Annotated in this window: 18 protein-coding genes; 7 read left to right on the top strand and 11 right to left on the bottom strand. The window is 62.4% G+C overall.

Features of this window, described 5'->3' with window-relative positions:
• The first annotated feature begins 278 nt into the window (after positions 1-278).
• Positions 279-1,148 (top strand): polysaccharide deacetylase family protein, encoded by an 870-nt coding sequence (locus LPA36_RS09920; RefSeq protein WP_228875978.1) that lies wholly within the window; start codon positions 279-281, stop codon positions 1,146-1,148.
• Between the two features lie 107 nt (positions 1,149-1,255).
• Here LPA36_RS09920 and LPA36_RS09915 read toward each other — a convergent pair whose 3' ends face one another.
• Both LPA36_RS09915 and LPA36_RS09910 read right to left on the bottom strand, forming a co-directional pair.
• The gene (locus LPA36_RS09915) at positions 1,256-1,507 is read right to left on the bottom strand and encodes a GlsB/YeaQ/YmgE family stress response membrane protein (protein WP_228875977.1); all 252 of its coding nucleotides are present in this window, start codon (positions 1,505-1,507) and stop codon (positions 1,256-1,258) included.
• Between the two features lie 86 nt (positions 1,508-1,593).
• Positions 1,594-3,021, bottom strand: coding sequence for a DUF2252 domain-containing protein (locus tag LPA36_RS09910; RefSeq protein ID WP_228875975.1), 1,428 nt, complete (start codon positions 3,019-3,021; stop codon positions 1,594-1,596).
• A gap of 481 nt (positions 3,022-3,502) precedes the next feature.
• Between LPA36_RS09910 and LPA36_RS09905 the strand changes: the two genes are divergently transcribed.
• From LPA36_RS09905 to LPA36_RS09895, 3 genes are all read left to right on the top strand, one after another.
• Entirely contained in the window at positions 3,503-4,051 is a 549-nt protein-coding gene (locus LPA36_RS09905; protein WP_228875974.1) for a hypothetical protein, read from the top strand.
• Positions 4,052-4,194: 143 nt separating this feature from the next.
• Positions 4,195-4,815, top strand: a complete 621-nt coding sequence (locus tag LPA36_RS09900; RefSeq protein ID WP_228875973.1) for a LysE family translocator — start codon at positions 4,195-4,197, stop codon at positions 4,813-4,815.
• Positions 4,816-5,032: 217 nt separating this feature from the next.
• On the top strand, positions 5,033-6,010 hold the full coding sequence (locus LPA36_RS09895) for a 2-dehydropantoate 2-reductase (RefSeq protein WP_228875971.1): 978 nt from the start codon (positions 5,033-5,035) through the stop codon (positions 6,008-6,010).
• 94 nt (positions 6,011-6,104) lie between these two features.
• On the opposite strand, the gene LPA36_RS09890 is transcribed toward LPA36_RS09895, so the two are convergent.
• From LPA36_RS09890 to oxlT, 3 genes are read right to left on the bottom strand one after another with little or no spacing between them, the layout of a single operon-like run.
• Positions 6,105-7,562, bottom strand: a complete 1,458-nt coding sequence (locus tag LPA36_RS09890; protein WP_228875970.1) for an aldehyde dehydrogenase family protein — start codon at positions 7,560-7,562, stop codon at positions 6,105-6,107.
• A gap of 58 nt (positions 7,563-7,620) precedes the next feature.
• Positions 7,621-8,610 carry a LysR family transcriptional regulator gene (locus tag LPA36_RS09885; RefSeq protein ID WP_228875968.1) on the bottom strand — a complete coding sequence of 330 codons (990 nt, stop codon included), beginning with the start codon at positions 8,608-8,610 and terminating at the stop codon, positions 7,621-7,623.
• Positions 8,611-8,628: 18 nt separating this feature from the next.
• Complete coding sequence (oxlT, locus tag LPA36_RS09880; RefSeq protein WP_228875967.1) at positions 8,629-9,957, bottom strand: oxalate/formate MFS antiporter; 1,329 nt, start codon at positions 9,955-9,957, stop codon at positions 8,629-8,631.
• Positions 9,958-10,314: 357 nt separating this feature from the next.
• Between oxlT and LPA36_RS09875 the strand changes: the two genes are divergently transcribed.
• Together LPA36_RS09875 and LPA36_RS09870 are read left to right on the top strand one after the other, a co-directional pair.
• Positions 10,315-11,262, top strand: a complete 948-nt coding sequence (locus tag LPA36_RS09875) for a LysR family transcriptional regulator (protein ID WP_228875965.1) — start codon at positions 10,315-10,317, stop codon at positions 11,260-11,262.
• A gap of 99 nt (positions 11,263-11,361) precedes the next feature.
• Positions 11,362-11,670: an HAD family hydrolase gene (locus LPA36_RS09870; RefSeq protein ID WP_228876532.1), complete on the top strand. Its 309-nt coding sequence runs from the start codon at positions 11,362-11,364 to the stop codon at positions 11,668-11,670.
• Positions 11,671-11,737: 67 nt separating this feature from the next.
• On the opposite strand, the gene LPA36_RS09865 is transcribed toward LPA36_RS09870, so the two are convergent.
• From LPA36_RS09865 to LPA36_RS29510, 6 genes are all read right to left on the bottom strand, one after another.
• Positions 11,738-12,493 carry an NAD(P)(+) transhydrogenase (Re/Si-specific) subunit beta gene (locus tag LPA36_RS09865; RefSeq protein ID WP_228875964.1) on the bottom strand — a complete coding sequence of 252 codons (756 nt, stop codon included), beginning with the start codon at positions 12,491-12,493 and terminating at the stop codon, positions 11,738-11,740.
• 41 nt (positions 12,494-12,534) lie between these two features.
• Positions 12,535-13,353, bottom strand: coding sequence for a fumarylacetoacetate hydrolase family protein (locus LPA36_RS09860; RefSeq protein WP_228875962.1), 819 nt, complete (start codon positions 13,351-13,353; stop codon positions 12,535-12,537).
• Positions 13,354-13,402: 49 nt separating this feature from the next.
• Positions 13,403-14,650, bottom strand: coding sequence for a formyl-CoA transferase (gene frc / locus LPA36_RS09855; protein ID WP_228875961.1), 1,248 nt, complete (start codon positions 14,648-14,650; stop codon positions 13,403-13,405).
• A 445-nt stretch (positions 14,651-15,095) separates the two neighbouring features.
• Positions 15,096-15,839: a GntR family transcriptional regulator gene (locus LPA36_RS09850; RefSeq protein WP_228875960.1), complete on the bottom strand. Its 744-nt coding sequence runs from the start codon at positions 15,837-15,839 to the stop codon at positions 15,096-15,098.
• Positions 15,817-16,032: a hypothetical protein gene (locus LPA36_RS09845; protein WP_228875957.1), complete on the bottom strand. Its 216-nt coding sequence runs from the start codon at positions 16,030-16,032 to the stop codon at positions 15,817-15,819. Before LPA36_RS09845 ends, LPA36_RS09850 begins: the two co-directional genes overlap by 23 nt.
• A gap of 285 nt (positions 16,033-16,317) precedes the next feature.
• Positions 16,318-17,883, bottom strand: a complete 1,566-nt coding sequence (locus tag LPA36_RS29510; protein WP_324250922.1) for a methyl-accepting chemotaxis protein — start codon at positions 17,881-17,883, stop codon at positions 16,318-16,320.
• Between the two features lie 363 nt (positions 17,884-18,246).
• On the opposite strand from LPA36_RS29510, the gene LPA36_RS09830 reads away from it, so the two are divergent.
• Positions 18,247-19,644: an L-lactate MFS transporter gene (locus LPA36_RS09830; RefSeq protein ID WP_228875956.1), complete on the top strand. Its 1,398-nt coding sequence runs from the start codon at positions 18,247-18,249 to the stop codon at positions 19,642-19,644.
• The last annotated feature ends 10 nt before the right edge of the window (positions 19,645-19,654 follow it).

The following is a 19,654-nucleotide window of genomic DNA, read 5'->3' as shown; positions in this document are numbered from 1 at the left end:
TATCCACGAGTGACGCAATTCCCACGGATAACAGTTTCGACTGGAACACGGCGACGTCTCCTTTTTGTTCGGAACAGACAACCAGAACGGGCGGAAGTGACGGGACCGGGGGGACCCGCCGGATAAGGCAACGGTCCGGACGGCAAGGTACGCGACGCACATGGCGGACATGTAACAGCAGGGCGGCAGGCGCGTAAATGGTATCTTTGGCTGTTCAGGCGCGGATTCGCGCGCACCCGCAGCCCTTCCCCGCATGGGGAAGGTGGACAGAAAGCATCATGATCGACTCAAGAACCACCCCGCAGCACGGTCCTCACCTTTCCTCCGCGCGCCGCTGGCGCTACGAAGGCTTTCCGCCCATGCTGAAGGCCACCATCGCCTGGCATGCGCTCGCGCTTGCCGGCTTCCTGAGTGCGCCCCGTGCCTGGCCGTGGTGGCTCGCGTTCATCATGATCAACCATGCGACGGTGACCATCGCCGGACTATGGCCGCGCTCGTCGCTGCTGGGACCGAACTGGACACGCCTGCCGGCCCATAGAGGCAACGCAGACGCCATCGCGCTCACCATCGACGACGGCCCGGACCCCGCTGTCACGCCGCGCGTGCTCGACCTGCTCGACCGTTACGGCGTGCGCGCGACGTTCTTCTGTATTGGCGCCAAGGCACAACGCCATGCGGCCCTGACGCGCGAAATCGTCACGCGCGGGCATGCTGTGGAAAACCACTCGCAGGTTCACGTCCATACGTTTTCGGTGACGCTGCCCGGCGCGCTCAGGCGTGAGATCGAGGCGGCACAGCAGACCTTCGAGACGCTGACGGGCGAGCGTCCGTACTTTTTCCGCGCGCCCGCGGGGCTGCGCAACGTGTTTCTCGAACCGGTTCTGGGGAAACTCGATCTGCGCCTCGCGGCATGGACACGACGCGGCTTCGACACGCGCGAGCGCGATCCGGACGTCGTTGCCCGGCGGCTGCTCGACGGGCTCGCCGCCCGCGACATCCTGCTGCTGCACGACGGCAACGCCGCCGCCACCGATGACGGCGAACCGCTGGTGCTCGCCGTATTGCCGCGCGTAATCGAAGCGGCGCAGCGTCAAGGACTGCGTTTCGTCACGCTGCGCGAAGCGCGCAAGGTGGCGGGGGCGCCGTGAAATGGAACGTGACGCACCAATGCCAGGAGCGCGTCAGGTAGAGGACTACGTCACGCAAAGAAAGCGCCGCCTGGGCGGCGACAATCCCCGCTGAAAGGACAAGCGCGCTACATCCGGCGCTTGACGAAACCGACGATCACCAGCAGCACGATCGCGCCGATCACGGAAGCGATCCATCCCGCCGCCTGGCCGGGCTGATACCAGCCCATCGCCCGCCCCACATAACCCGCGATCAGCGACCCGACGATACCCACGACCATCGTCATGATGATACCCATGCTGTCGTCGCCGGGTTTGAGTGCCCGTGCAATCAGCCCTACCACCAGACCCACAATCAGCGTACCGATGAGCGCTAACATTTCTCTCTCCCAGTGAACAAGCTGTTGCACACGAATTTTGCCGGCCGCGGACACCACGCGCGAAGCGTGTTCCCCGGCCCGCCACACTACACGCGAAAATCGGCAGCCATGTCCTCTTCCGTGCGGGCTTCGAGATCGCCATTGCGACACGCCGTGATGAACACGTCGTAGTCCTTTTCGACCTGATCCGCATAAGCAGACGCGTAGCCGACGAGCGCTTCCGCAAACTGGTCGCCGCGGCCGATGTACGCGCCGATCTCGATGGCCCGGCCGCTCGCCTTCGCGTGCGCGCGGGCCATGATCCAGCCGCAGATGCGCGCGTATCCGTCCAGCAAGGTGTTGTCGAACAGTTCGATGTTCGCGGACAGCTTCATGTCACGCAACTGGCGAACGTAGAAGTGACGCCCTGACGGGCCGGTTGCCCAGCCGAGGAAAATATCGCTGACGGCCTGCAGCACACGCTGCCCGCGCACGACGCGCTCGCCGTGATGCTTGATACCCAATGCCTTGTATTCGTGAGGCAGCTTGTAGTACTGGCCGACGACCGACTTGTTCGCTTCCTTGATCTGCAGGAACAGCGGTTTGCCGAGATGGTCGGTATTGAGCATGACGAGGCATCGCGTGCCGACACTACCCACGCCCACGACCTTGAACACCATATCCTGAGTCTCGAAGTGACGAAGCAGATTGCGCCGGTCGTGCGTGAGCGTACCGAGGTACTCCTCGTACATCTTGCCGACGAGCGGACGCCAGTCGCCGAGCGTGATCCAGTCGTCTTCCGGTCCGAACAGCGTGTTGTTGCCATGCACGTGAAAGAGACCCGGCGGCACATCGCGTATGTGCCACCTGTCGTCGACGCGTTCGGCCATTTTCTCGAGCATGCTTTCGTGCGTGCGCGACGCCGCTTTTTCCAGGCCGCGTTTGAGCGCCCGGCGCGCTTCCGGCGTGACCGCCGTTTCGATCATCCGCTCAAACGTGATGCGGTCGTACCAGAGTTCGAGCGTGCCGTATCCGGCGTACGTCTGCATCCAGTCGCGGTACGTCGTGACGACCGACATCACGAGCGCTTCGGCCGTGCTGCGGCTCAGCCGCATATGCCTTGCCGCGACGACAAAGCTCGCGGTCAGCCGCTTCAGATCCCATTCCCACGGACCGTACGCAACTTCATCGAAGTCGTTCAGATCGAAAGCCAGTTGCCGTTCGGGGGTCGCAAAACCGCCGAAGTTCATCAGATGGCCGTCGCCACAAATCGGCATGACGATGCCGGTGTCCTGCACCTTGCTGAGGTCGTGCGCCTGAATGATCGCGGTACCGCGGAAGAAGGTGAACGGGGAAACCGACATGCGCCCATAACGCAATGGCACGAGACGCGGTACGCGCCCTTCGCTGCTCTTGCGTAGCAGCGCAACCGGATCGCGGTCGAGGTCGCCGACCGTGCGATGACTGGACCGTTTGCTGCGTTCGCGCGCGGCGCGACCGGCTGCTTCCCGTTCAGCGATGTTGCTCGACGTCATGCTTTTCTCCGTTTTCTTCGAATCGTCATGAACTGGCATGCGACGCCGACCTACCCGTTGGGACCTGAACGCCCGACCCAGCCCCGAACGGTTGCCCCGCGCGGTTCGCGCCATCGCCGGGCGTCACCCCTGCGGCTTTGGGGGAGCAGCTTCGCCTGCCGGTATTAAATCCCGCGGCGGACGCCAGCGCAAGGGGCCGGACCATGACGCCTCACAATATGACAGTTCGACGTTCTGACCATGCGCCTCATCACAAAGATCGATATGTTCATTTCGATTGTTTAGAATCGACCCCAGACGGAGACGAAGTCCACCGATCAGGACATACCCAAAAACATGCGAGCACCCTTTGCCTTTTCGGATACCTCTCATTTCACCAGCACGTCATCGTGCCCAACGCTGCCGTTCCTTCATGGGAACAGCGTGCCTGTGGCGCGTCGCACCACGCGCGCCTTCCCCGAACCGGCGAGCCACTGACGACGTGACCCTTTCCCTCTTCACCCGCTGCGGCGTCTTCGGCAGTGCAATGCTGCTGTCGGCCTGCTGCTTCTTCCCGGGCTACCGGCACAAGACCGACACCATTCCGCCCACCACGGGCTCCCTCACGGTCGCCCCCGCTTCCAGTTTCGCCTACGTGCCCGCTGAAATCGGTCAGCTCTCGCCGAACCGCATTCAGAACACGGCTTCGTCGAGCATCACGCTCAAGAAGAACATCGATGTCAGCGTGCGGGATGCGGTTGCGAAAACGCTCACGCGCGCCGGCGTCAATACTGCCGACAGCGCGCGCATCCTGACCGCGCGCATCGAGGCGTTCTCGGTGGAAGACGCGCGCGCGCCTGCATGGTGGACGTTGAAAATGCATTACGTGCTGACGGAGACAGACTCGAAACGCGAACTCTATGCCTCGACGAAAACCGTACGGCGCCAGTTCCATACGTTCACGAACAACACGATCGCCCTCGAGGACACGGTGGCGGCCAACGTGTCGGCATTGCTCGGCGATCCTGATTTCGTGCGCGTGCTGCATTGAGCAGCCCTTGAGCGAACATTGACGCGGCGAGGCTTCGCCACTTCGGTACAATCGACGGGACCTGTCCTGTCGCCAGATGCGTCGCCGGTTGTGCTGAGTGCACGCGTCGCCGAAGCATCCGGTGTTGATCCTGCGAGCCGTTTATGTCCTTTACCGCCTGGCTGTTCTTCCTGCCCGCGTGCTTTGCGCTGAACATGGCGCCCGGCCCCAACAACCTGCTGTCGATCAATGTCGCAGCGCGTCATGGCTTCTGGATGGCCAGCATCGCGGGCACGGGCCGCCTCTTTGCGTTCGCAGGGATGCTCGCGCTGACGGCCACGGGGCTTGCCGCCGTGCTGCATGCGTCGGCTTGGGTGTTCCTCGGCATCAAGCTCGCCGGCGCGGCCTATCTGATCTGGCTTGCGGTCCAGCTATGGCGCAGCAAGGTCACCACGTTCGAGACCGCGAAACACGAAGACGCGTCGCTCTGGCGCCTCGCCCGGCGCGAATGCCTGGTCGCCGCGGGCAACCCGAAAGCGATTCTGGTATTCACGGCGTTCCTGCCGCAATTCGTCGACATCACGCAGCCGATGTTGCCGCAGTTCAGCGTGCTCGGCGCAAGCTTTCTCGTACTCGAATGGATCGCGATCGTGCTGTACTCGGCAGCCGGCATGTGGCTTGGCCGCTGGCTCACGCGCGCCGATGTGCGTCGCAGGTTCAACCGCTGCTGCGGCACGTTTCTCGGCGCGATCGGCGTCAGCTTCCTGCTGGCGCGCCATAGCTGAGTCCGCTTGACAGAAGCATGCGAACCATAAGTTATCGCTAATGCATTCAGTCAGTAACTTTAACTATCATCAATCGATGCATCCTCTTATTCTCGAAACATCGCCCGAACTCGCGGCGGCGTAAAACGCGCCATGCCGGGATAGCAGAACATCTCGCGCGCGTACGCTGGACTGGCGGCAACGGGCAGGCAGCTTTCTATCGTCACTGGGGCAAACCATGAAGATCTGTGTCTTCGGAGCGGGTGCAATAGGCGGGTTGATGGGCGTGCAACTGGCGCGGGCGGGGGCTGACGTGAGCTTCGTCGCGCGCGGCCCACATCTCGCCGCCATGCGTGAACACGGCGTGCGACTGCAGATGGACGGCGAGGAAATCTCCGCCAAGGTCCGCTGTACGTCCGATCCGCGAGAGCTGGGCGTGCAGGACTATGTGATCATCACGCTCAAAGCGCATTCGCTGCCGGGCGTTGTCGAGTCGATGCAGCCGCTCTTCGGCAAGCACACGGCCCTCATCACGGGCACGAACGGCATCCCTTACTGGTACTTCTATCAACACGGCGGCAAGTTCGCCGGCACGCGCCTCGCGAGCGTCGATCCGGATGGATCGCAATGGTCGCGGCTGGGCCCGGAGCGCGCAATTGGTTGCGTGCTGTACCCCGCCGCCGAGATCGCCGAGCCTGGCGTCATCAAGCATGTGTACGGCAAGAAATTCCCGATCGGCGAGCCGAGCGGCGAACGCACACCGCGTATCCAGCAGTTTCACGAAATGATGCAGGCGGCCGGTTTCGACGCGCCGATCCGCGAGAACATCCGCGACGAAATCTGGCTCAAGCTGTGGGGCAACCTCTGTTTCAACCCGATCAGCGCGCTCACGCACGCGACGCTCGACGTCATTACGAGCGATCCCGGCACGCGGGCGCTGTCGCGCGCGATGATGATCGAAGGCAAGCAGATTGCGGAACAGTTCGGCGTGCATTTTCGCGTCGATGTCGAGAAGCGGATCGACGGCGCGGGCGCAGTCGGCGCGCACCGGACGTCGATGCTCGTCGATCTGCTGCACAACCGGCCGATGGAAATCGACCCGCTCCTCACGGTCGTCCAGGAGATGGGGCGCCTCGTCAACGAGCCGACGCCCACCATCGATATCGTGCTCGCCCTCATCAAGCAGCGCGAAAAGATGGCAATGCAGGGCGACTGATTTTCAAGGCGCGACCTGAACGACGAAGGGGACCGGATGCCAGGCATCCGGTCCCCTTCGCTTTCGACAACGGCACTTCAACGCAGCATGTTGCTCAACGATCGAGCGACAGCCACACGGCCTTCGGCTCCGTGAAGTTCTCGATGGCGACATCGCCGTGTTCGCGCCCGAAGCCTGAATCGCCCGAGCCGCCCCATGGCAGACGCACATCGGTGTAACCGTATGTGTTGATCCACACGGTGCCCGCTTTCAGCTCACGCGCGACGCGGTGCACGCGGCCAATGTCCCTGCTCCACACGCCGGCGGCGAGACTATACAGCGTGCCGTTCGCGATGCGAATCGCGTCGTCTTCGTCGTTGAAGCGGATCACGCTCGCCACCGGGCCGAAGATTTCCTCCTGCGAAATACGCATCTCGTGCTCGACGTTCGCAAACACGGTCGGCTCGACGAAGAAGCCGCGCTCGCCGATCCGCGCACCGCCCGCCACGAGCGAGGCGCCCTCTTTCCTGCCGATGTCGACGTAATCGAGCACTGTCTTCATCTGCGTGGCCGAGACAAGCGGGCCCATCGCCGTTTCGCGTGAAGTCGGGGCGCCGACGCGGATCGCCTTCGCCCGCGCCACGAGGCGCTCGACCACTTCGTCATACACGTTGCGATGCGCGAGAATGCGCGAGCCGGCCGAACATACCTGCCCCGTGTTGAAGAAGATTCCCGACGAAGCGGCACGCACGGCGCTGTCGACATTCGCATCGTCGAAGATCACGTTCGCCGACTTGCCGCCGAGTTCGAGCGTCACGCGCTTGAAATTGCCCGCGGCGCCCTGCAGGATGCCGCGCCCGACAGACGGCGAACCCGTGAACGTGACCTTGTCCACGCCCGGATGCGCGACGAGCGCGTCGCCCACCACGCGCCCCTTGCCGGTGACGATGTTCAGCACGCCGGGCGGTACGCCCGCTTCGAGCGCGAGTTCGCCGATCCGCAACGCGGAGAGCGGCGTGATTTCAGCGGGCTTCACGATCATCGTGCAGCCGCAGGCAAGCGCCGGCGCGATCTTCCACATGCCGATCATCAGCGGAAAATTCCACGGCACGATCGCGGCGACCACGCCGACCGGTTCGCGCAGCGTGTACGTCAGCGCGTCGGGTCGCACGGGCACCACCTGGCCGTTGATCTTGTCGCACCAGCCGGCGTAGTACGCGAGCGTGTCGATCGCGGCGGGCACGTCCTGCCGCATCACCGAGGCGATCGGCTTGCCCGCGTCGAGGCTTTCGAGCGCGGCGATTTCGTCCTGATGGGTGCGCAGGAGTTCCGCGAAGCGATTGAGGATGCGCCCGCGTTCGGAGGCGCGCAGCGCGTTCCACACCTTGAGCGCGGCACGCGCGGCCGCGACCGCCGTGTCGACGTCCGCCGCACTGCCCTGGGCGACGAGCGCGATCGGTTCTTCGGTGGCGGGGTTCAGGTTGAGGGAGTATTCACCGGTGCCAGGCGGCACGCGTTTGCCGTTGATCAGCAGGTCATGGCGTTTGAGGTCCGCCTTTGTCTGGGTGTCCATTGTCGTGCTCCTTGCAAAAATCATTCATTGCGCGTCCCGAAGCACAGGACTGCGCAGGCTACGGTGTTCGTAACACCGAGCTGTTGCCAGGCATTGCCGCGAGGGTACGCGCGCCGACACCTGGCCATATCGGGCCCGCCCCATTGGCGAGGCCCTGAGGATGCGCTTCCTTGAAAAACTGCGACCAGACCGCTTCCGCGTTCGGGCGGAGCGACCGGTTCTTGCGACGCACCAGCATCGTCGTGAGCGAGACTTCCGGCAGTAGTGGCCGGGTGACGGTGCGCCCCGGATGGGCGGGCCAGTGTGCGTCGACCGGCAGCACGCCAACGCCCAGCCCGAGCTCGATCATGCGCAGCACGGCGGCAACGTGCCCCAGTTCCTGGATCGGCCGCGCGCGCGAGCGCAACGCGCCAAGCGCGCGGTCGACGCTCGCGCGGCTGCCGGCATCCGCGTTCAGTGTGACGAGCGGCACCTCGTCGAGCGCGCTCCATGCGAGCGTCGGACGCAGCGCAAGCGGATGGGCTTCGGGCAGAACCGCGCACAGCGGCGTCGAGAACAGCGCCTGCGCATGCATGCCGGTATGTGTCGCGGGATCGAAATCGGAGACGACGCCAAAGTCGACTTCGCCATGCTCGACGCCTGCGAGCACCGCGGCCTGCGGGACGTCCTTGACGGAAATGATCAGATCGGGGAATGCGGCTGCACAGCGCGCGAGGCCGCCAGGCAGCCAGCTCGACGACAGCACGGGATTGCTCGCGATCACCACGACGCCGGTATGGCTCTCGTGCGCGGCGCGGCCTTCGCGCAGCGTGATGTCGATTTCGTCGAGCAGACGGCCGATACGGCGTTCGAGGCTCGCACCGGCCGTCGTCAGCTCGACCTGGCGCGTTGTGCGATCGAAGAGCCGTAACTCGATCGCATCCTCAAGCTCGCGCACGCAGCGGCTCACCGCCGACTGCGTGAGATCGAACTCGCGCGCCGCGCGGGTAAAGCTCCGCTGGCGCGCGACCGCAACGAACACTCTCAGTTGATGCAGCGAGATATTCATGACGCGAAAGGCTGTGATTTATTCACCCGTCTGCTCCGGCCAGTGGCTCAGACGGGAGGCACTTTTGGTCGGCACGACCGGGTTCTCACTCGCATCGACCCAGCGTGCCCGCATCGGTGCAAGGACGAATTTTGCCGAAATGCCCGCCGTAATCGTGATGAGCGCCGCGACGATGAACACCAGGTTCCATCCGCCCGTTGCAGCCAGCACCGAGGCAATCGGCACGATGAGCGACGCGGTGCCCTTCGCCGTGTACAGCGTGCCTGCGTTGGCGGCCGCGTATTTGCTGCCGAATGTGTCCGCGCAGATCGCCGGGAAGATCGAGAAGATCTCGCCCCAGAACAGGAAAATCAGCGCTGCGAACGTCATGAACGCATACGGATTGGTGCCGTACTGCATCAGACCGAGGAGCGCGATCCCTTCACCGATGAAGATGAAGAACATCGTGTTTTCACGGCCGATCTTGTCGGAGATGAAACCGCAGAAAGGACGCGTGAAGCCGTTGCAGATGTTGTCGATCGACAGCGTCGCGGTGAGGAGCGGCAGCGTCATCCCGAAGAACTGCATCGGCAGCTTGGCGAGACCCCAGTCTTTTGCGATCGGACCAATCTGCGCGGTAGCCATCAACCCGCCGGCCGCAACCGCGACGAACGAGGCGTAGATCACCCAGAACACGGGCGTCTTGATCATCTGGCCAGGCGTGTAATCCTTTTGCGACACCGCGAAGTTCTTTCGCGGCGCAGCGGCGGCACGCGGCTGCGGCTTCTTGAGCAGCAACGCCAGCACGAAGATGCACGCGCCCTGAAAGATGCCGAAGTAGAAGAACGTGTCTTCGTAGCCGCGGCGCGTGATCATGTTCGCGATCGGAATGACCGTAACGGCCGCGCCCGCGCCGAAGCCGGCTGCAGTCAGACCCGCCGCGAGCCCGCGACGGTCAGGGAACCACTTCAACGCGTTGCCGACGCACGTGCCGTACACGCCACCCGCGCCGACACCTGCGATCACAGCCGCAACATACAGCTGTGGCAGAACCGAAGCATACGAATTGAGGACCCACGCGACGCCCGCGCACACCGCGCCGACGGCCACGACCGGACGCGGACCAAACTTGTCGACCAACCATCCTTCCACGGGAACCAGCCACGTTTCGGTCAGGATGAAGATGGTGAAAGCGAGTTGAATCGATGCTTCGCCCCAGTGATGCCGGGCGTTCATGGGCGCGACGAAAAGCGTCCACGCATATTGAAGATTGGCGACGAGTGCCATGCACACCATGCCAATCACAAGCTGGGTCCACCGGTTCCCTATAAAGGAAGGGGTAGGCGGTTGCTGGGTTAGAACGTCCATTTGCCTTGTCTCCGCTATCTATTCAGTGCAGCCGGCCCAATCGCCGCGCTGTATCCATTTCACCTTATAGTTGTGACCCGAAATTTGATGCATCCGGGAATATTCGATACCTGCACTGCCTGAAATTAATTCCATATAAAAATCAGTGCGTAAATCATCAGACTGAAGGAGCGGACTTTATTTAATCTGCTTCAACCGGGCCAAACCCTTACTGCATATGATTGCTTCCCCTACTCGTTAACCCGGTGCGTTCCGCCTTTAAAATCGCCGCCCTGCAGAACCATGCTAGGGTCATTGCTCGATAACTAATAATTAAAGTTTGTTATTATGTAGATTCACCTTAGCTTATACATGGCCATGACAATGAGGAACGCAACACTTCGCCAGTTGAAGGTCTTCGAAACAGTCGCGCGGCACCTCAGCTTTTCGCGCGCGGCGGAGGAACTGCATCTCACGCAGCCGGCCGTTTCGACCCAGGTCCGTCAGCTTGAAGAGCACGCCGGGCTTCCTCTCTTCGAACAGCTTGGCAAGAAGATCTACCTGACGCCTGCGGGCACCGAGATGCTTCACTACAGCCGCGCGATCATCCAGCAGTTTCATGAAGTCGACGAAGCGATGGGCCGGCTCAAGGGCGTATCGGGTGGCACGCTGAACGTGGCGGTGATCAGCGCCGGCGACTACTTCTTTCCGCGCCTGCTCGCCGAATTCACGCGGCGCTATTCGGGTGTCACGCTCAATCTCGCGGTGCATAACCGCGAGGAACTGCTGCACCAGCTGTCGACCAACCAGACCGATCTCGCGGTGATGGTGCGTCCGCCGCACGAAATGGATTCGGTCAACGAGCCGTTCGCGCCGCACCCTTACGTCATCGTCGCGGCCCCCACGCACCCGCTTGCGAAGAAAAGCAACATCCGGCTGGGCCAGCTCGCGAACGAGCCGTTCATCGTGCGCGAGCGCGGCTCGGACACGTGGAATTCGATGGAAGAAGGTTTCGCCGGCAAGCTCACGAATCTCAAGATCGCGATGGAGATCAAGAGCACGGAAACGATCAAGCAGGCGGTCATCGCGGGCATGGGCATCGCGTTCCTGTCCGCGCATACGATCAGCCTCGAACTGCAGGTCGGCAATCTCGCCGTGCTGGACGTCGAAGGCTTTCCGGTGATGCTGAACTGGTACGTGGTGCATCGCAAGAACAAGCGCCTGCCGCCCGTCGCTGAAGCATTCAAGCGCTTTCTGATGGAGGAAGGTGCGGACCTCATCGAAAACATCACGAACCTGAAGGAAACGGGCGTGTATAAGCGATAGCGTATGGTTTTCCAATAAAACTTTAACTATTACCGATCGGTGCGCATGCCTATGCTTGAGTCGAGCTTTTTCACTCCACCGCCTGGGAGCCCGATGATGATCAACCACGCTTCGGTTCAGTCTCATACCACCTCGCGTGCTGGCCGCGTCATTGCGGACAGTCCTGACGATGCGCACCTGAGCGCATGGAATGCAGCATTCAGCGACCTCGGCTTGCGGTTCCGGTGGGACCGCGACACGCTCGATGCGCTCAATGAGTTCAACTGCGAACTCGCCCGCATTACCGCGTACATCGAGCGGTTTCACGCTCATCTGCACAGGGCATACGACGCCGACTTTCTGGCCCAGCTGATCCTGCAGAAAAAGAGCCAGTACTTCGATGCTTTTACGCCGGCACGCGGCGCGTAATCCACTTCATATGACCTTGCCTGCACGCGCACCCTCTGCGCGTGCATCCGGCTTCCCGCCCACTCGCTCATTTGAGCACCGGCGCACCCGCCGGATGGCGCATCGCGCGATACCGCTGCCTGCCGCGATAACGCCATTCGACGCCGCGCCGGTACGCGCCCGCACGCTGCACGCCGCATTCATCGCGCAGCGCCCAGCATGGCGTCGAGAACTCGTCGCCAGGCACGACGTGTGAAGGATCGCCACGCAGTTCGATGCGCTCCAGGATGCCGCGCCGATGCAAGACACCGCAGCGCGCATGAACGCGCGCACCGGGTATCGCGAACGCCGGCGCATGAGGTTCGTGATCGGCGGCCGTCATCATGTGCGCGCCGAGCGCGGCCGCGAGCAGACTCATCGCGAAGAGCGCGGCGACGTCGAAGTTTTGCGTATCTTCCGTCACGAACGCGTAGCCGAGCCACGCACACAACAGCAGCGCGACGACGTTGACGACCTTGTAGCCAGGAAACGCAGCGTTGCGATCCACGAGCAGACCGCGCAGCTTGAAGAACGTGATCGCGCAGCCTGCGAACACCAGGCCGCCGATAAACACCGCGACACACGACTCGACGCGCTCGATCCCCGCGGGCATCCTGGAAAGCAGATAGCGTGCGAAGCCCGCCCCGATCACCATCAGGCCGACGCCGCTGCCAAGCAGCGTCAGAAAACCTGGCCTGTGCAGCAGATCGCGGTGGCGAACGGTCCGCGCACAAAACGTTGCACCCGCAACAATCAATAGCACGCCGACAACTGCATAGACGACGTTGCCCAATTCTTCCGGCATGTCTCCCCCTCTCGCGACGCCGTGGTGCGGCGTCGCCCAGATCAGACGGAAATACTCGCGGCCGTGATAGCGGCCTGTTGTGTGCCCTCGCCCGCGAGAGCGAGGATATTGCTCAACGTACCAATGCCTTCGATTGAAACCGTGACGGTCGCGCCGTCCTTGATCGACCCGACGCCAATCGACGTTCCGCAGGCAATCACATCGCCCGGTTCCAGTGTCAGATCGTGGGAAATCATGCTGACCTGCTCCGCCGGCGAAAACACCATGTCCGACAGCGGATAGTTCTGCCGCTCGACGCCATCGACCTTCGTCACGACGTGACACGCATGCCAGTCGAGACCCGACACGATCGCGGGACCCACACAGCAGAACGTATCGAAGCCCTTCGCACGGCACCATTGCGGAAAGTGCGGATTCTCATTGAGCAGCTCGGCGGCCGTCACGTCGTTGACGATCGTATAGCCGAAGATCGACGCCGCGGCTTCCTCGACACTCGCGTTGCGGCAACGCTTGCCGATCACGATGCCGAGTTCGCCTTCGTACGCGATCTTGCCCGCGTAGCTGACGGGGCGCTGGATCGGATCGCCCGATCCGATGACCGATTCCGCCGGCTTGATCAGAAAGAGCGGATGCGACGGAACCGGCTTGTCGAGCTTGGCGGCGAGCGCATGGAAGTTGTTCCACAACGCGACGACCTTGCCGGGCGCGCACGGGGCGATCTGCGAAAGAGCGCGCGTCGACAGCACGGCGCCTGTCGGCACCGGATCATGAAGACCTGCGTATTCGTGCAGGTAGCCGTTTTCAACACGGCCGAAGACAGTCTTGCCGTCGTTCGACTTGAAGCGCATCCAGGTTTCCACGGTCAGTTCCCTGTGAGTGAGGTGCGATCTGCTCGCGTGAACGAAAACTTCAGATGGCGCCGGCCACACGCAGCGCGCTGATCTGCTCCAGCGAGTAGCCGAGTTCAGCCATCACCTCGTCGGTGTGTTCGCCAAGGAGCGGCGAGCGCGTCACTTCAGTGGGGCTGTCGGACAGCTTGATCGGATTGCCGACCGTCAGGTACTTGCCGCGCGTCGGATGATCGACTTCGACGATCGTGCCGGTCTTGCGCAGCGACGGGTCTTCGGCGATTTCCTTCATCGACAGGATCGGGCCGCACGGAATGTCGTACTTGTTGAGGATTTCCATAGCCTCGAACTTGGTCTTCGACATCGTCCAGCGTTCGACTTCGGCGAAGATTTCCTTCAGGCGCGGCAGACGCGCCGCAGGCGTCGCGTAGTCGGGATCGGTAGCCCATTCTTCCTTGCCGATCACGTTGCAGATCTTCGCCCACACGGGCGCCTGCGTGATGAAGTAGATGTACGCATTCGGATCGGCTTCCCAGCCCTTGCACTTCAGGATCCAGCCCGGCTGGCCACCGCCCGACGCATTGCCGGCGCGCGGCACCGCTTCACCGAACGTGCCGTTCGGGTACTGCGGATATTCCTTCATGACGCCGGTGCGTTCGAGCCGTTGCTGGTCGCGCAGCTTCACGCGGCACAGGTTCAGCACGCCGTCCTGCATCGCCGCCAGCACCTTCTGGCCACGTCCCGTCATCGTGCGCTGATAGAGCGCCGTGACGATGCCGAGCGCGAGATGCAGCCCCGTGCCGCTGTCGCCGATCTGCGCGCCGCTCACGACCGGCGGGCCGTCGTCGAAGCCGGTTGTCGAGGCCGCGCCGCCCGCGCATTGCGCGACGTTCTCGTAGACCTTGCAGTCCTCGTAGGGACCGGGGCCGAAGCCCTTCACGGACGCCACGATCATCTTCGGATTGAGTTCCTGGATGCGCTCCCAGGTGAAGCCCATGCGATCGAGCGCGCCCGGTGCGAAGTTCTCCACCAGCACGTCGCATTTCTGGATCAGCGCCTCGAGAACCAGCTTGCCTTCCGGGTTCTTCGTGTCGATCGTGACCGAGCGCTTGTTGTGATTGAGCATCGTGAAATACAGGCTGTCGACATCCGGAATGTCGCGCAGCTGCTCGCGCGTGATGTCGCCTGCACCGGCCCGCTCCACCTTGATCACGTCGGCACCGAACCATGCCAGCAACTGCGTGCACGTCGGCCCCGACTGCACATGTGTGAAGTCGAGAATCCGCACGCCGTCGAGCGCTTTACCCATGTCATGTCTCCTTCAATGATGTATGCGTTCTGTGTGCACACCGGTCCGTCGTGCGTGACTGCGATCTGCGGCAAGATCGACTTGCCCTGACCGACACGGTATGTGATATATCACATTCATTCAAGCGTAATTTAAATACTGCCTTTCTGGTCGAATATCCGTGTGAGGCGCTTCTGGCCTGGGTTTCAGACCGTAAGCCCATTACCTCGCGCTGTCTTGACCAGGGGAAAATACCGAGCACCATTCATTCACGATTCGTTGTGATATATCACATACCAGATTTCATGGGACGTCAAGGGAGGGCTTTCCCGGCTTATGGCCGGGGGCGGAATGAGATGGTGTGAGCGCACGCATCTGCGGCCGTATACGGCAACAGGGCCAGCGGTAACGCCACCGCTGGCCCTGTTGCTTCAATGCTGGTCTTCAGCGAAACCGGCGAAACCGGTCAGTCGAGAAAATCGCAGTTCGCCTCGACAAACGTGGCGAGATCGAGCGAATGCTGGCGCGTGAGACGTTCCGCCAGTTCGGTATCGCGCTGCTCCAGCGCCTCGATGATCCGCAGATGGTCGACGATCGAGCGTGACGCCCGGTCGCTCTGCGAAATCGTCATGCGACGGATTGCACGTACGTGGATGAAGATGTTCTTGATCGTGTCGAGGATGATCTGCGACTTCGACAACTCGACGATCGCCTGATGAAACGCGATGTTGGCATCGGAGTATTCGGCGATGTGCTCGGCCGGCGTGGCATCGCGGAAATGATCGAACATGTGGCGCAGACGCGCGATTTCCGCATCCGTCGCGTTTTGCGTCGCGAGACGCGCGGCCATGCTTTCCAGCGCGGCCCACATCTGGATCATCTCGACGATTTCACGCTTGCTCTTGCGCACGATATAGATGCCGCGACGCGGCACCATGCGCAGAAAGCCTTCCTGCTCCAGCAGCGTCATGGCTTCGCGAACGGGTGTACGACTCACGCCGAGCGTTTCGCTCAGCACGCGTTCGTCGAGGCGGATTTCCTCGCGCGACTGGTAAATATCCGCGTCGGCAATGGCCTGACGCAACATGGCGTAAGCCTGATCGCGCAGGCTGGCGGTCGCATTGATCGGCTGGAGGGCCAGCGTCAGCGATGCGACCGGGAGTGCAACGGCGGGTGTAGCCACTGTTTCAGTTTGAAGTTCTGACGACATTCATCGCCTCTTGTTGAACACGCTCACGATACGGCCTGGCGACGGGGGCCGCTTCACCGAGGCCGACATAGCGACCGTGCAGCGCGGCGAGCTCAGCAACCGGCTGCGGAATCCATTTTGTCAGCAAAACAGTGGCAGCGGAACCAAGACCGACCACACCGATGGCAAGCAGCGACAGAGAAACAAAATCCATTTGAAGCTCCGAATGAGTGAGTGAATGACTCAATCATATGCTGCATTGCCGCAAAAATCAATATTCCGTATGTGATATATCACAGACTGTTGCTTCTAAAGCACAGGCACACGGTAGCACGGGCGGCAGAGACGCGCCTCCGCCGTGCAAATTGGGACTCAATGGGAGCGGGGGTGCGCCGGGAGGCGCAGCGCGATTGCATGAAGACGCCCCGCCAGTGCCTTGCGCACGGCGGCCGGCCCGGGAAGCGTACGCCCGACGACGCAGGCGCCCCACCGGCCTGCGTCAGGCGACGGCGACCGTCTCCAGCCGGAACACCGCGACGGCTTCTTTCAGAAGCTTCGATTGCGCCCGCAGCGACTCCGCTGCCGCCGCAGCCTGCTCGACGAGGGCGGCGTTCTGCTGCGTCGACTGGTCCATCTGCGTGACCGTGACGTTGATCTGCTCGAGGCCGTGATGCTGCTGCTCGGCGGCGCTCGAAATCTCCGACATGATCTGCGTCACGCGTTGCACCGAAGCGACAACGTCGCTCATCGTGACGCCCGCGCGTTCCACGAGCGCTTCGCCGGAGCGGATCCGCTCGACGGAGCTGCCGATCAGCGAGGCGATTTCCTTCGCCGCTGCTGCCGTACGCTGCGCGAGGCTGCGCACTTCCGCGGCCACGACGGCGAAGCCTCTTCCCTGCTCGCCCGCACGCGCCGATTCGACGGCCGCGTTGAGCGCGAGAATGTTCGTCTGGAACGCAATGCCGTCGATGACGCCAATGATTTCGGCGATGCGCTGCGAGTCGCGCGAAATATCGCGCATCGTGCTGACCGCTTCGTGCACCGCGCCGCCGCCCGCGACTGCCGTCTCCGATGCTTTCTGCGCCAGCTCGTTCGCCTGCTTCGCGTTGTCGGCGTTCTGACGCACGGTAATCGTCAGTTCTTCCATGCCGACGGCGGCCTTTTCGAGCGCTGCCGCCTGCTGTTCCGTGCGCGACGACAGATCGGTGTTGCCGTGCGCGATTTCCTGCGCGCCCGTGTGGATGACGTCCGTGCTGCTGCGCACGGTCACCACGGTACGGCGCAGGCCGTCCTGCATCTGGCTCAACGCGCCCAGCAACGCGCCCATTTCATTGTTGCGTTCGTTATGGATCTCACCCGACAGATCGCCGCCGGCGATCAGGCGGAACTGCGCAATCGCATGTTCGACGGGACGGATGATCGCGCGCATCAACGTCATGCGCCCCGCAATGCTCACGGCAAGCAGCAGCACGGTCACGCCCACGAGCACCTGCACGGTGAGCGAGAACCGGCTCTGCGCCTGCAGGAAACGTCCTTCCTGACGCTGCATCAGACGTGCCTCGAGCGCCTCGACTGCGCGCGCGTACTGGCCGGCAATTGCTTCTGTTTCCTTGCCCTGCAGCGTCTTGAATGAAATGAAGTCGTTGGTATCGAGCGCCTTGAACGCCGGCAGGAGCGCCTGCGAAACGAGCTTCGCACGCGTTGCCCCAAGACTCTCCACATCGGCGCGCAGATCCTCATCCTGTTTGACGATACCGTCGAAGCGTTTGTACGCCCCGTCGGCGACGTTGACCGCGCGATGCGATTCGTCGAGAAGCGCAGGGTCCGGCTCACCCAGACCGTAAAGCGCGTAGTAGCTGTTCATCAGCAGACGCGCACGCAGCACTTCTTCCGAACTCTGATGCAGGGCGACCAGTGCGCCCGTGTCATCGCTATACATCTTTTGCAGCGCGACGTTGCTCATGCGCGTCCCCGCAATGCCCATCGCACCGATTGCGATCGACATGAGCGACAACACGCCAATAACAGCGGTCAACGTCGCCCGGATAGACAGTTTTCTGAACATGCACTTCCTCGATGGTTTGCTCTTGCACGCCTTGCTAGCGACACGCCCCCGGTAATCTGCACACTCCAAAACCCTAACTGTCCCGGTATCTGAATCCACCCCTCAAAACAGTCCGTAAATCACACTATGTGGGCCGCAAAAACACCCCGCGGCACGCCGCCTGCTACGTGCATGCATGAGCGAATCTCTTCGCGTGCACGTGCGAATCCCTTCGGGCAAACCCGTTATGCATTCGCGCCTCATATTGCCAAGGGTGACCACTGCTCATATCGTTGCAGGCGCAACGCAAAGATTCAAAAGGCCGCGCTCAAGAACAGCGCGACAGTGCCGATAACTAATAATCACCCTCAACGGAGACCGACCATGAGCAGCATGACCGACCACCCGCCGACTCCGGGTTCAAACGGCTTCTTTTCCAAACAGGCTACCGTCGCACCGGCTGGCTTTTCGCGCTGGATGGTCCCGCCCGCCGCGCTTGCCGTGCATCTGTGTATCGGCCAGGCCTATGCGTTCTCCGTCTTCAACGGCCCGCTCACGAAAGTCATCGGCATCACGCAGTCCGCGCCCGAGGACTGGACGCTCACCACGCTTGGCTGGATCTTCTCGCTCGCCATCGTGTTTCTGGGTCTGTCGGCTGCGTTCGCCGGCAAATGGCTCGAACGCGTCGGTCCGCGTCGCACGATGTTCACGGCGGCATGCTGCTTCGGCGGCGGTTTTATCGTGTCGGCAATCGGCGTGTGGCTGCATCAGATCGTGCTGCTCTATCTCGGCTACGGGGTGATCGGCGGCATCGGGCTGGGGCTCGGCTATGTATCGCCGGTGTCGACGCTGATCCGCTGGTTCCCGGACCGCCGCGGCATGGCGACCGGCATGGCGATCATGGGCTTCGGCGGCGGCGCGATGATCGCCGCGCCGCTGTCGGTGGCGCTCATGAACCACTTCAAGAGCGAGACGAGCATCGGTGTCGCCGAAACGTTCGTGGTGCTCGGCATCGCGTATTTCATTTCGATGACCATCGGTGCGCTGGCAATCCGCATTCCTGCGAAGGACTGGAAGCCGGCTGGCTGGACGCCGCCTGAAACGTCGCACAAGATGATCACGCGCAACCACGTACACATCGACCAGGCGCTGAAGACGCCGCAGTTCTACCTGATCTGGCTCGTGCTGTTCCTGAACGTCACGGCTGGCATCGGCATTCTCGGGCAGGCTTCGGTGATGATCCAGGAGAGCTTCAAGAACACCGTGACGGCCGCGGCTGCTGCGGGCTTCGTCGGGCTGCTGTCGCTCTTCAACATGGGTGGCCGCTTCGTGTGGGCATCGACGTCGGACTATATCGGCCGCAAGAACACGTACTTCATCTTCTTCGCCCTCGGCGCCGTGCTGTACTACGCCGTGCCGGGCTTCGCCTCGTCTGGCAACATCGCGCTCTTCGTGCTGTCGTACTGCGTGATTCTTTCGATGTACGGCGGCGGCTTCGCGACCGTTCCCGCGTATCTCGCGGACATGTTCGGCACAGCATTCGTCGGCGGCATTCACGGCCGTCTGCTGACGGCATGGGCGGCAGCCGGCGTGGCTGGCCCGGTGCTCGTCAACTACATCCGCGCCTATGAAGTCGCGCATGGCGTGGCCAAGGCCGATGCGTACACGATGACCGTGCACATCATGGCCGTGCTGCTGGTGGTGGGCTTTGTCTGCAATCTGCTCATCAATCGCGTGGACGACAAACATCACATGAGCGATACACAGCTCGCTGGCCAGTAAGGAGACCGAC

Origin of the sequence: Paraburkholderia saeva (genome assembly GCF_907164555.1) — a bacterium.
Taxonomy (GTDB): domain Bacteria; phylum Pseudomonadota; class Gammaproteobacteria; order Burkholderiales; family Burkholderiaceae; genus Paraburkholderia; species Paraburkholderia saeva.
This window is presented reverse-complemented; position numbering and strand designations above follow the sequence as displayed.